We start from the raw sequence: 12293 nt of genomic DNA, 5'->3' as shown, positions 1-12293 counted from the left end.
AGCCCGCGAGGCTGCGTTCGGCTGCGAAGCAGTCGTAAAATCAGTCATTGCGGTACGTCAGGCAGGCCGCGTCAGCTGGATTCACGACTGCCATGCAGCCGAACGCAGCCTCGCGGGCTCGGCAGCTGCTACAGATCGCATTACCGCTTAACTGACTGGCATCAGGCTCTCCAGGGGCCCCTTTTGTGAGCAAACGTCTTGATCAGAAGTATTTGAGCCATCCGATATCGCGACGGCGTGCCTTCAATGCCGCAAACCAGCGCACGGGTAAATACAGGGATAAAGCCAAGAGCACTGCCGTAAGCCAAACAGCCCAGATGCTGTCGAAACCGAAAAAAACTCCCTGGTTCAATCCGAACAACGCCACGCTGAACAGATACAGCGCCTTGAGTACGTAAAGGTGGAGCAAGTAGAAGAACATCGGCGCCGCGCCAAATACGGCCAATGCATTGGCCCACTTGCGTTGTTGAGCCCGTTCCAGGGCACGAAGCAGTAACAGCCCCACTCCCAACGTCAGCGAAAGGAACAGCAGGGAAGGTGGGTATTTTGTAATGTTGAAGAAACTCATGAGGGTTTGTGTGAGGCCTTCATGGGCGACCCAATGCACCTCGCCATAACCATTGACAGCTCGCAGTGCGACAAATCCGATCAATGTCCCGGCCCCTGCAAGCAGCAGATTGCGTTGACGCTCTGCGGCCAAAACCTGACCATCAAACCAAGGGCCGATATTGTATCCAAGGGCGATCACAGCGATCCAGGGAAGCACAGGATAAGAGGTACGCAGACGCAAGCTGTCGGAGAAATCGATCCAGCCGCGATCATGCAGAATCGCCCAGGGTATATGCACTGGCGAGCCTGTCGCGAAGTGCACATTATCCAGCAGGTTGTGCCCAGCCACGATCACCAGACCCAGGCAGCACAGAATGGGCTTGGGTAACCAAACCAGTCCGGCCAGGGCAATCATGCATATGCCAATGGCCCAGATCACTTGCATGTAAATTGCCGCAGGCGGGAACTGAAATGTCCAGGCGAAATTCACCAGGGTGAACTCCAGCAGAACCAGGAACAGACCGCGCTTGAATAAAAAGGCTGACACATCGCCCTTGCCCTGGTGCTTTTGGCCATACAGGTAAGCGGAAAGTCCAGTGAGCAGTATGAATACTGGCGCACACAAATGGGCAAGTGTGCGACTGAAAAATAGCGCCGGCTCAGTGGATTCGATGTCCATCGGGTCTGCTACTTGACGGTGCAAAAAGAACGTTTCGCGCACGTGATCCAGCAGCATAAGGAGGATTACCAATCCCCTCAGGGCATCAATGGACAGCAGGCGTTGGTTCAAGCTTGTGATGGGCGGGATGTGAATAGAGGTTGTCATCGAATGTCGCAAGCAGGGAGTGGATGGCACTGTCAGTGGTGACTGATAGTGCATGTTTGTAAAAGATATAACATAACATGTTCATCAAAAGCGACCGCCTGATTGCGTTGATAGCTGTCTACCGAGACTCTTTCAACTCAAGGAATGCGTCCCGCAATCGAGCGTCGCCTGAGTTCGGCCTGAATTCCTTAGACTGTTTAATGGAGCATTAGCCTGGGAACTGATCCCCAAACATTGGGTACCCGCCGGCGGAACCTTCGCGCGTCGCCTCGTCCTGAATAACATCCCAGTGTTCGACCATCACGCCGTTCTCAAGGCGCAGGATATCGACCACGACCCAGTTCGCCGGCTGTCCGAGGCCAGTGAAGCGACCGTGCAACATGACGAAGTCGCCTTAAGCGACTGCCAACTGACATTCGTAACGCATATCGGGTGATCCTGCGGCGACCAACTTGAACAGACCCTCGCGACCAGGGGGCACATGAGCACTGTGCTGGATATAGGAGGGTGACCAGAAGCGTTCGGCTGCAGCCAGATCCTTGCGATTGAACAGGGTTGCGAAACCTTCGAGGACGATGGCCTTGTTCTCGGCGGGGGTATGTGAAGTCATGGTCTGTTTCCTGCTAACAATGTAAAGGGGAGGGCGACTGTAGGGTCGCCCAATATCGCTTTGTGGTCTCAGCCGAAAGCCGGTCCGCTTGCAATCATGTCGTTGAACTGATTGACCCACGCGTGCTCGTTCGGGCCAGGGTTGGCACGCATCGCCTCGGCGGGCGCGACAAGGATTTCGTCCACGCCGCTCTCGAACTGCGCCATGGCTCCGGCAATGAACTGGTCGAGGGGAATGGCGCGTTCTTCCTCGCTGCTGTCGAGCAACTCGGTGCGTACCCAAGGCGGTGCGATCTCGACCACCTGGACGCCGTATTCGCGCAGCAGGTAGCGCTGCGACAGGGTGTAGGAGTGCAGCGCGGCCTTGGTCGCCGAATAGACCGCCGTCACGGCCATTGGCACGAAGCCGAGCACCGAGGAGACGTTGACGATGACCGCATCCGGCTTGGCCTTAAGATGCTCGACCAGCGCCGAGGTCATGCGGATCGGACCCAGCAGGTTGGTGGTGACGGTCGACAGGGCAAGCTCATCGTCCACCGGACCTTCGGCATGATCGAGCAGCATGATGCCGGCATTGTTGATCAGCACATTAACCTCGGGGTAATGGGCGATGAGGTGCTGCGCGGCCGCCTGGATGCTGGCCGTGTCGTTGATGTCGAGTTCAAGTGCGGCCATGCCGGGGTTGGCGTCGAGCGTCTCTTGCAACCGCGCCTTGCGACGACCGGAGATGATCACTTGATTGCCGAGTTTGTGGAAGGCTTCGGCCAGACCACGGCCAATGCCGGAGCCGCCGCCAGTGATGAAGATAGTGTTGCCAGTCATGCGCATGAGGGATTTCCTTGAACAAAAAATCAGGGCGTCCGCCACGCTGCCAGGCCGATCAGCTCGACCGCTGCGTCGCGGGGTATGGCGCTAAACTGGCAGCTTCCGCGGGATCGGAGTAGACGCTGTGGCTGGCTATCTTCTATGCGTCGGATGCATAAGCACCGCCGGCATCGTCAAGCAGGCTGGCGACAAGATGTTCGATCAGGGCGCGGCCGGCCCTGCGGGTACGCGAGCCGTGGGGGAAGTAGGCATGCACCGGTACGGATTCGGTTTCCCAATCGGTGAGCAGCGCGACGAGTTCACCGCTTTCAAGCTCCCGCCGACACGCCCAGGCCGTTGTCGATGTAATCCCTAAACCGGCAGTTGCCGCCGCGACAGCACCCTCGTTTTCATCGGTCGAGAAGTGCGCTTCGAGCTGAATCGTCCTGGTCTCGCCATCGCGTTTGAACATCCACCCGCTCGGGACCGTCGAGGCTGGACCGGCGATGATTCGATGCGATTGCAGGTCCTCAGGCGTAGTCGGCTCCCCTGCGGCGCGCAAGTAGGACGGTGAGGCGAGAATGAATCTGGAGATTGTCATGATCTGACGGCTCGTAGCACTGGAGTCCACCAGCCGTCCCAGCCTTATCGCTACATCGATATTTTCGCGCACCAGATCCTGCCAATGATCGGCGAGCAGCACCTGGATATGCAGGTTGGGGTGTATCGCTGCGAACGGCGCTATACGCGGAATGATTTCCCGTACGCCGATGCTCGTTGGCATGCTGATCCGCACGATCCCACGCAATTCCAGGCCACCGCGAACGCTTTGCTCGGCTTCTTCCACCGCGGCGAGGATGGGTTCCATGCGCGAGAGAAAATCCGCCCCTGCCTCAGTCGGTACGACGGCACGTGTCGATCTCGCCAGCAGCAGGGTGCCGAGATCGGCTTCGAGCTCGGCCACAATCCTGGAGACCTGGGATTGAGAAAGGCCCACTTCGCGTGCCGCGGCCGAAAAGCTGCCCAGTCGTGCCACCCTTGTGAAAAGCCTGTAGGAGAAAAGGTCTTTCATGCGTTAGCTCCATCCAACAGCCAGCATGCACCTTGAGGCCGCTGGCAGAAGCTACGGTGAAACGCGGCAGTTTGGGTGAGTGATTTTTTGCGGGGAGGCAGCTGGGGCACTATGGCCCCAGTTACCAGTGGTGCAAATTATCACGCAACTTCAGTGTGGAAAGGATAGTCCGTGTAACCCGCTTCCGTGCCACCGAAGAACGACTCGCGGTCGTACGGGTTCAGTGGCCAGCCGTTGCGCAGGCGCTCCGGCAAGTCAGGGTTGGCGATGAAGTGGCGGCCGAACGCGACCAGGTCTGCATCGCCGACCTCGAGGATCGCGTTGGCCGATTCACCGGAGAAGCCGCCTGCCGCGATAAGGGTGCCCTTGTAGTGCTGGCGGATGAGTTGGGACGCCACCGGATTCTGGTCGCGGCGCTCGTCTTCGATGAGACCCAGGATGCGTGGCTCGATCAGGTGCAGATAGGCGAGGTCCAGCTTGTTCAGCGCGCGCGCGACATAGGTGAACAGGCCAATGGGGTCGCTGTCGGACATATCGCCGAAGTTGCCGCTAGGACCCAGACGTACCGCCACCCGATTACTCCCCCAGACAGAAATCACCGCCTCTACCGCCTCAAGCAGGAACCGGCTGCGATTCTCGAACGAGCCACCGTAGATATCCGTACGTTTGTTGCTGCCGTCCTGCAGGAACTGATCGAACAGGTAGCCGTTGGCCGAGTGCAACTCCACGCCGTCGAATCCGGCTGCGATACCGCGTTCGGCGGCGGTGCGGAAGCTTTCCACCAGTCCACGGATTCCCGCGATGGTCAATTCTCGCGCCGGGCTGGCGGGGGTCCAGCCAGTCTCGGTGAAGGCGAGGCCGCCGTGGTCAACGATGGAAGGGGCCACCGGCTGGCCGCCGTCCGGCTGCAGGAGGCTGTTGGACTGGCGCCCCGCATGATAGAGCTGCAGAAAGATTTTGCCGCCCTTGGCATGAACGGCGTCGGTCACGAGCTTCCAGCCGGCGATCTGGCTATCGTCATACAAACCGGGAGCACCGAGGTAGCCATTACCATTGGCTGCGGCGATAGTAGCTTCGCCGATCAGCAGGCCACCGGCGGTGGTACGCTGGGCGTAGTACTCGGCCATCAGCGGGCCAGGGATGTCACCCGGCTCGGCACGCATACGGGTCAGTGGCGCCAAAACGACGCGATGGGAAATCTGGTATGGGCCTATCTGGATGCTCGTGTGCAGTTTGGACATGACATCAATACCTATCAGTGGTGGGATGGGCGCAATGTAGGCGTAAAATTCGCGGAGAAAAATATCCCGCGATGCCGAACATTTCGGATGTTTTTTCCGTAATCCCGCCTGGTTGGTGGAGTTCTGCCGGAGCAAGCAGGAAAAGTGATGGAAAGTCTGAATGGCATCTCGATGTTCGTGCAGGTTGCCGAAACGCGCAGCTTTACCGAGGCCGCCCGCCAGTTGGGGGTATCGTCCTCGACCGTGGGCAAAACCATTGCCCGGATGGAGGAGCGCTTGCATGTGCGGCTGTTTCATCGCAGCACACGCAGCATCACGCTGACGGCCGAGGGGACCCTGTTCCTTGAGCGCTGCCGCCGCATCCTCAGCGAGGTCACCGCTGCCGAGTCCGAGCTGTCAGGCCTGGCTGGCAGTCCACGTGGGCGACTTCGCGTGGGCTCTCCACTACTGGGCGACCTGATGATGCCGGCCTTTGACGGGTTCATGGAGCGGTATCCGGAAGTCGAACTGGATATCGATTTTTGCGACCGCATGGTCGATGTGATCGAGGAGGGGTTCGACGCGGTGATTCGGACCGGCGAGCAAACCGATTCTCGCTTGGCCGCGCGCCGCCTGGGTTCCTGCGCACATGTGCTGGTGGCATCGCCGACGTATCTCAAGCGACATGGTGTACCCACGTATCCGCGTGAACTGGAACGCCATTCATGCCTGCAGCACAAATTCCCCGCAACGGGAAAGCTGGAACGTTGGCCGCTGCGGCTCGAACCCTCCGAGGCTGAACTGGTGCTGCCCGCCACAATGACGTCGAACACGATCGAGCCTCTTGCCTACGCCGCAATCCAGGGCAGGGGGATTGCCTTTCTGCCGACTTTCCTGGTGCGCGACGCGCTGGAAAGCGGCCGGCTGGTCACAGTGCTGGACGAGTACATTGACCGCCAGGTCGTGTTCTGGATGCTGTGGCCAGCCAGCCGTTATGCCTCGCCCAAGTTGCGCGTTTTCATTGACTACATGAGTGCACACTTGCGCATCTGATCGCTTACGCCCTTTCGAGCAAGTGTTCCAGGAACAATCCCGCGGCGACCGACAACGCCGCTCGCGACCTCACGCACACGCTGAGTTCGCGGGAGGCCCACGGCTCATCCAGCCTGATCGCCTTTGCACCGTCCATTTTGTAAATCGCCGCGCTCCCCTCGGGCATGATGCCAATGCCCAGGCCGGCCTGAACCATCAGGCACAGGGCGTCGTAGCTGGAGACTTCCATGCGGATTTTCAGCGAACGCCCCAGGTCGTTGGCCGCCTTGATCAACTGAAAATTGAGATGAGTGCCGCTGCGCAAGGCGATGTATTCGTGATCCAGGGTGTCGCTGAATTTGACGGAGCGGCGTGTCGCCAGCGGATGCCCAAGGGGAACCAGTAACACCAGGCGATCGGTACGAAACGGGAAGACCTCGATATCGGCACCGTGCGGAAGACGGGTGAAGATGCCAATGTCGGTGCGATTTTCGGACACCGCCTTGGTGATGGCCAGGCTTTGCTTTTCTTCGAGGCTGATGTTGATCAGTGGGTACAGTTCCGTGAACGACTTGATCATGCCCGGGAGGAATTGGGTGATGGCGGAAATATTGGCCAGGACATGCACCGAGCCACGGCGACCGTGGGAGTAGTCACGCATCTGCACGACGATTTCATTGAGGTTGTTCAATGCACTGCGAGCCATGAACAGCAGCGACAGACCAGCGTCGGTCGGGGTGATGCCTTTGTTGGTGCGGTTGAGCAGTTTCGAGTCGAGCAGCTCTTCCAGTTCGCTCAGCCGTTTGCTGACCGCGGCCGCAGCGATGTGTTCGCGTTTGGCGGCGGCAGCAATGGTGCCTTCTTCAACGACGCTGACAAAGAGTCGCAACGAGACCGGATCGAGTTTCATGGGAAGTACCGGTTTGGCCTGAATGGCCAGCATAGTACCTCCTTCGGCATTGGCTCAGAACGCCCCGGACAACAGGTGGCCGGCGTTCGGTACTTTGGCCTCGAGGCCGAGGGTTTTCAGCATTTGGTACACGGTGGCGACCGACGCCGACAGCACCGGTTTGTCGAGGCGATCCTGTACCACCTGAATCGCTGGCAGTGAAGGCATCTGCACACAGCACGACAGCACCACACCGTCGGCCTGGCCGATATTCAGCTTATCGGCGTGGGCCACCAGGTTCATCGGGTCCAGACGACCGACTTCAAGGTTGTCGGAAACTTCCAGGCTGATGGAATCGACCACTTCGATGCCCGCCGCCTCGATATAGTCGATGACCTGCTGGGTCAGCGGTTTCATGTACGGCGTAATGATCGAGATTTTCTTGTAGTCGAGCATGTGCAGGCTGTCGATCAGCGCACCGGCGGAGCTGAGTACCGGAGCGTTCGACCGGTTGGAAATCACGGTTTTGCTCAAACGCTCTTGCGAGACTGTGTGATAGCCAGGCCCTTGGCACATGATCGCCACCAGGCAGGCATAGGCCATGACATCCACCCGTGCATCGCTCAGTTCCAGCGCGCAACGGTCACTGTCAATGTCCATCTTTTTCAGCTCTTCGGGGCTGACGTGCATCATGCGCATGCGTGAGGAGTGAAAGGTGAAATGTTCTTCGGGGAACAGTTCGTAGCGCGAAGTCAGCATGGCCGGGATTTCGGTTTCCATCGTCGTGTTGGAGCTGGGTACGATTTGGCCGATACGAAAATTTTTCATGGGTTTTTCCTTTGAACGGTCGGATCAGTTGCCGCTGGTGAGTTGAACGCCTTTGGTTTCCTGCAGCGTGAACACCATGACAGCGGCGATGACGTAGGAAACGGAGGCAAGGGAAATGGTGGCGGTGAAGCCGATGAACGGGATCAGCACCGGGACCAGCTTGATGCCGGCGATGGCGCCGACCCGGCCGAAGTTGAAACAGAAACCCGATGCGGTAGAACGGATGCTGGTCGGGAACAACTCCGAGTACCAGGCGCCGAACCCGCTGAAATAACCGGTGAAGAAGCCCAGCAGTGCCGCCAGCGAACCGAGGGCGATGACGTTCTGGGTGGTGAACAGCAGCTTGCCGTCCGTCAATGGCATCAAGGTCGCCGAGTAGGCAAACACCGGCACCATGATTGCCATACCGCCAAAAAACACCGCGAACGACAAGCGACGACCGATGCTTTCAGCCAGGTAGCCGTAGGCCAGGTAACCGATGGTGGCGCCGATGCCGATCCAGATGACAAACACCGGAGCCTGATCGATACGCACGTTCAGAATGCTCTGCAGGTAAGCCGGCATGAAGGTGGTGATGATCCAGTAGCCGTACATGCCCAGTACCGAAATGCTCAGGCCCAGCAAGGTCACTTTCAGATATTGCGGACGGAAGATTTCCATCAGCCGGCCCTTGTCGGCGTTACGGCGCATGAACTCGCGGTTGGCCAACCAGACCGGCGATTCCTTGACGAACAGCCAGATGAACACCAGGGTGAAATAGGCCGGGATCGAGGCATAGATGAACAGGTTTCTCCAGGATTCGGGATTCCCGCCATCGAGGAAACTCCAGGCGAAAATCGCTGCCAGCAGACCTCCACCCGACCAGCCGGTCTGCATCACCGCAAAGGCCTTGGCGCGACCGGCCGCAGGCCAGATCTCCGACACCAGTGCCGCCGCGGCGGACCACAAGCCACCCACGGCGATCCCCACGCAGAAGCGGAACACGTTGAGCTGCCACAGGCTGTCGGCAAAAGCACAGAGCAAGGTGCCGGTGCCATAGACGAACACCGACAGCATCATGGTTTTCTTGCGGCCGATCTTGTCGGAAATATTGCCGAGGAAGAAACCACCGATACCGGTGGCCAGCAGAAACCAGGCAACCGTGGAGACCACATCGCCCAGGCCGACGGCGAAGGTCTTGGCGACCGCCAAAAGCACAAAGCCAAAGACGGTGGCATCCAGGGCATCAAACAGCCAGGCGGCCCAGGAGCCCCCCAGCGTCACGTAACGCTGGTTGGCGGTCAGTTGACCGACTCCGTCGACGACAGAAGCTTGCGCCGTGGAACTGGCGGTTAGGGTTTTCATGGTTCAACCTCGCGGGTTTGCGTTTTTATTCTTGGAGCCCGTGTGCCGAAAGGTGATCGGCACCCGAGTGGTCTGTGAGCCCGATGTTAGGAGAGGTAAAAGCAGTTCGTATATCAGCCATTCACGAGCCTGCCATCGCGGGTGACGATGGCAGTGGGGAGGTGCAGGATCGATTTGCAGTCAGTACAGGAGGGCTGGTTGATCTCTTTCCTTATCAAAGACCTGCTTTGCCTTCGCACCGGCAGTGCTTTTGTGGGCATTTCACTACTTTTTCTTTCTGTGTGGCGAAAGCAGTGTTAAAAAATGTTATTTATAAAAAATACTTCACATAATCTGATCACTGGTAGATGATTTACGCCAGCCGGTATGACAACCTGATAACACGACAAAAACAGGATGGCCTTGATGTTCAATGAGAACCCGACCCCCGTCCTGAATGACAGCGCCACTCAGCGGGTTAATCCGCTCGGTGCTGATCCTGTCTGCCGTGGCCTTATCTACAACGCGGCCAACGTCTGCACCTTGCAGGCGTGGAAGCCGTCGCTGCTTTCCTCTGGAGTACCCCATGAATAACAAGAATGTCGGTGTGGTCGGTCTGGGCGCGATGGGGCTGGGCATTGCCCGCTCGTTGTTGCGCAGCGGTTTTAATGTGCATGCCTGTGATGTGCGTTCTGCCGTGACAGAACAGTTCGCCGGGGAGGGCGGTGTGGCTTGCCCGTCACCGTCGCACATGGCCGCTGAGTGTGACGTGATCATTACCGTGGTGGTCAACGCCGAGCAGACCGAGACCGTATTGTTTGGTGAGGGTGGGGCCGTGGCCTCTCTGCGGCCGGGCAGCCTGGTGATCGGCTGCGCCACAGTCGCTCCGACCTACGCGGTGGACCTGGGCCAGCGCCTGGCCGCGTTGGGCCTGCTGTATCTGGATGCACCGATTTCCGGTGGCGCCGCCAAGGCTGCCGCTGGCGAGATGACCATGATGACCTCGGGCCCGGCCGACGCCTATGCCAAGGCTGAGTCGATCCTGGCTGGCATGGCCGGCAAGGTTTATCGCCTGGGTGATGTCCATGGCCTGGGGTCGAAGGTCAAGATCATCAACCAGCTTCTGGCTGGTGTGCATATTGCCGCTTCTGCCGAAGCCATGGCGCTGGGCCTGCGTGAAGGGGTCGATGCCGATGCGCTGTATGAGGTGATCACCCACAGCGCCGGTAATTCCTGGATGTTCGAAAACCGTGTGCCGCACATTCTCAAGGCTGATTACACGCCGTTGTCCGCGGTGGATATTTTCGTCAAGGACCTGGGCCTGGTGCTGGATACCGCCCGGGCCAGCAAATTCCCGCTGCCGCTGTCGGCCACCGCCCACCAGATGTTCATGCAGGCCTCCAGTGCCGGATTTGGCCGTGAGGACGACTCGGCGGTGATCAAGATTTTCCCGGGCATCGAATTGCCGACTGCCAAGCCTGAGCCTGTTTGAGGAACACCCCATGACTACCTCCACCGCACGCCCGCTGCTGGGCTGCATCGCCGACGATTTCACCGGTGCCACGGACCTGGCCAACATGCTGGTGCGCGGCGGTATGCGCACCGTGCAAAGCATTGGTATCCCGAGCGCGGAAGTTGCCGCCGGGCTTGATGCCGATGCGATCGTTATTGCGCTGAAATCGCGTACCACCCCGGCCGCCGAAGCAGTCGAGCAGTCTCTCGCCGCGCTGGCCTGGCTGCGCGAGCAAGGCTGCGAGCAGATTTTTTTCAAGTATTGCTCGACCTTCGACTCCACCGCGGCCGGCAATATCGGCCAGGTCAGCGAAGCACTGCTGGACGCACTGGGTAGCGACTTTACTCTGGCCTGCCCGGCGTTCCCGGAGAATGGCCGGACGATCTTTCGTGGTCACCTGTTTGTGCAGGATCAGTTGCTCAGTGAGTCGGGCATGCAGAACCACCCGCTGACGCCGATGACCGATGCCAACCTGGTTCGAGTGCTGCAGTCACAGACCCGCCTGAATGTCGGCCTGTTGCGCTACGACACGATTGCCCGTGGCGCTGAGCAGGTGCGGGCGCGAATCGCCGAACTGAGGGCTCAGGGTGTCGGCATGGCCATCGCTGATGCCTTGTCGGACAGCGATCTGTACACACTGGGTACGGCCTGTGCTGATTTGCCGTTGTTGACGGGTGGTTCGGGGCTGGCGCTGGGGCTTCCGGAAAACTTCCGTCGCGCCGGCAAACTGCGCGACCTCGATGCCTCGAAACTTCCGGCCGTGTCCGGCGGGGAAGTGGTGTTGGCCGGCAGTGCTTCGATCGCCACCAATGGACAAGTGGCCGCCTGGCTAGAAGCCGGTCGGCCAGCCTTGCGGATTGATCCGTTGGCCTTGGCGGCGGGGGAGCCGGTGGTGGCGCAAGCCTTGGCCTTCGCCCGTGATAACCAACAAACCGTATTGATCTACGCCACCTGCTCACCGGATGAGGTCAAGTCGGTGCAACAGCAACTGGGCGTCGAGCAGGCCGGTAGCCTGGTGGAAAACGCCTTTGGCGAAATTGCCCAAGGTTTGCGCCAGAACGGTGTACGCCGCTTTGTGATCGCCGGTGGCGAAACCTCGGGCGCAGTGGTTCAGGCGCTGGGTGTACAGCTGTTGCAGATCGGCGCGCAGATCGATCCGGGTGTGCCGGCGACCGTCAGCAGCACTGACGAACCTTTGGCGCTGGCACTCAAATCGGGCAACTTCGGTGGCCGGGATTTCTTTAGCAAAGCCTTGAACCAACTCGCCCAGGCCGGAGATGTGCAATGAGTAACGAGAACGCCCAGCGCGAAGAAATCTGTGAGGTTGGCCGCAGCCTTTACGAGCGCGGATACACCGTCGGCAGCGCCGGCAATATCAGCGCGCGACTGGACGACGGCTGGTTGATCACGCCGACGGATGTGTGCCTCGGGCGTCTTGATCCGGCGACCATCGCCAAGGTCAACCTGGCCGGCGAATGGGTGTCCGGTGACAAGCCTTCAAAGACCCTGGCGCTGCACCGCCAGGTCTACGACCGTAATCCGAATGTCGGCGGCGTGGTGCACACGCACTCCACCCATCTGGTGGCGTTGACGCTGGCCGGTGTCTGGCAGGCGAACGACATCCTGCC

At 59.4% G+C, this 12293-nt stretch carries 15 protein-coding genes; 6 read left to right on the top strand and 9 right to left on the bottom strand.

Going from position 1 to position 12293, the window contains the following annotated elements; translation table 11 throughout:
- Positions 1-202: 202 nt before the first annotated feature.
- The 6 genes from PMI29_RS24545 to PMI29_RS24560 form a co-directional block, all read right to left on the bottom strand.
- Positions 203-1375 (bottom strand): DUF1624 domain-containing protein, encoded by a 1173-nt coding sequence (locus tag PMI29_RS24545; protein WP_007994735.1) that lies wholly within the window; start codon positions 1373-1375, stop codon positions 203-205.
- Positions 1376-1583: 208 nt separating this feature from the next.
- Positions 1584-1757 carry a hypothetical protein gene (locus tag PMI29_RS32460; protein ID WP_007994733.1) on the bottom strand — a complete coding sequence of 58 codons (174 nt, stop codon included), beginning with the start codon at positions 1755-1757 and terminating at the stop codon, positions 1584-1586.
- 12 nt (positions 1758-1769) lie between these two features.
- Complete coding sequence (locus PMI29_RS32455; RefSeq protein WP_007994732.1) at positions 1770-1985, bottom strand: nuclear transport factor 2 family protein; 216 nt, start codon at positions 1983-1985, stop codon at positions 1770-1772.
- Positions 1986-2053: 68 nt separating this feature from the next.
- Positions 2054-2812 (bottom strand): SDR family oxidoreductase, encoded by a 759-nt coding sequence (locus PMI29_RS24550; protein ID WP_007994730.1) that lies wholly within the window; start codon positions 2810-2812, stop codon positions 2054-2056.
- A gap of 136 nt (positions 2813-2948) precedes the next feature.
- Positions 2949-3860 carry a LysR family transcriptional regulator gene (locus PMI29_RS24555; protein WP_007994729.1) on the bottom strand — a complete coding sequence of 304 codons (912 nt, stop codon included), beginning with the start codon at positions 3858-3860 and terminating at the stop codon, positions 2949-2951.
- A 140-nt stretch (positions 3861-4000) separates the two neighbouring features.
- Positions 4001-5101 (bottom strand): alkene reductase, encoded by a 1101-nt coding sequence (locus PMI29_RS24560; protein ID WP_007994728.1) that lies wholly within the window; start codon positions 5099-5101, stop codon positions 4001-4003.
- Between the two features lie 147 nt (positions 5102-5248).
- Here PMI29_RS24560 and PMI29_RS24565 point away from each other — a divergent pair, with 147 nt between their 5' ends.
- Entirely contained in the window at positions 5249-6133 is an 885-nt protein-coding gene (locus PMI29_RS24565) for a LysR family transcriptional regulator (protein ID WP_007994727.1), read from the top strand.
- Between the two features lie 4 nt (positions 6134-6137).
- On the opposite strand, the gene PMI29_RS24570 is transcribed toward PMI29_RS24565, so the two are convergent.
- From PMI29_RS24570 to PMI29_RS24580, 3 genes are read right to left on the bottom strand one after another with little or no spacing between them, the layout of a single operon-like run.
- The gene (locus PMI29_RS24570) at positions 6138-7055 is read right to left on the bottom strand and encodes a LysR family transcriptional regulator (RefSeq protein ID WP_007994726.1); all 918 of its coding nucleotides are present in this window, start codon (positions 7053-7055) and stop codon (positions 6138-6140) included.
- Between the two features lie 21 nt (positions 7056-7076).
- Complete coding sequence (locus tag PMI29_RS24575; protein ID WP_007994725.1) at positions 7077-7829, bottom strand: maleate cis-trans isomerase family protein; 753 nt, start codon at positions 7827-7829, stop codon at positions 7077-7079.
- Between the two features lie 24 nt (positions 7830-7853).
- Positions 7854-9173, bottom strand: coding sequence for an MFS transporter (locus PMI29_RS24580; RefSeq protein WP_007994724.1), 1320 nt, complete (start codon positions 9171-9173; stop codon positions 7854-7856).
- A 74-nt stretch (positions 9174-9247) separates the two neighbouring features.
- Between PMI29_RS24580 and PMI29_RS31890 the strand changes: the two genes are divergently transcribed.
- The 5 genes from PMI29_RS31890 to PMI29_RS24595 all read left to right on the top strand — a co-directional run.
- Positions 9248-9505: a hypothetical protein gene (locus PMI29_RS31890; protein WP_157221347.1), complete on the top strand. Its 258-nt coding sequence runs from the start codon at positions 9248-9250 to the stop codon at positions 9503-9505.
- Between the two features lie 73 nt (positions 9506-9578).
- Entirely contained in the window at positions 9579-9746 is a 168-nt protein-coding gene (locus tag PMI29_RS32240) for a hypothetical protein (RefSeq protein ID WP_007994723.1), read from the top strand.
- Positions 9739-10644 carry an L-threonate dehydrogenase gene (gene ltnD / locus PMI29_RS24585; protein WP_007994720.1) on the top strand — a complete coding sequence of 302 codons (906 nt, stop codon included), beginning with the start codon at positions 9739-9741 and terminating at the stop codon, positions 10642-10644. The genes PMI29_RS32240 and ltnD overlap by 8 nt, the downstream gene beginning before the upstream one ends.
- A gap of 10 nt (positions 10645-10654) precedes the next feature.
- Complete coding sequence (gene otnK, locus PMI29_RS24590) at positions 10655-11953, top strand: 3-oxo-tetronate kinase (protein ID WP_007994718.1); 1299 nt, start codon at positions 10655-10657, stop codon at positions 11951-11953.
- The coding region (locus tag PMI29_RS24595) for a class II aldolase/adducin family protein (RefSeq protein WP_007994716.1) at positions 11950-12293 on the top strand (344 nt) is incomplete at its 3' end. The genes otnK and PMI29_RS24595, both read left to right, overlap by 4 nt.

It is taken from the genome of Pseudomonas sp. GM49 (assembly GCF_000282355.1).
Lineage (GTDB): Bacteria > Pseudomonadota > Gammaproteobacteria > Pseudomonadales > Pseudomonadaceae > Aquipseudomonas.
The sequence above is the reverse complement of the archived record's forward strand: the minus strand, read 5'-3'. Positions and strand labels throughout refer to the sequence as shown.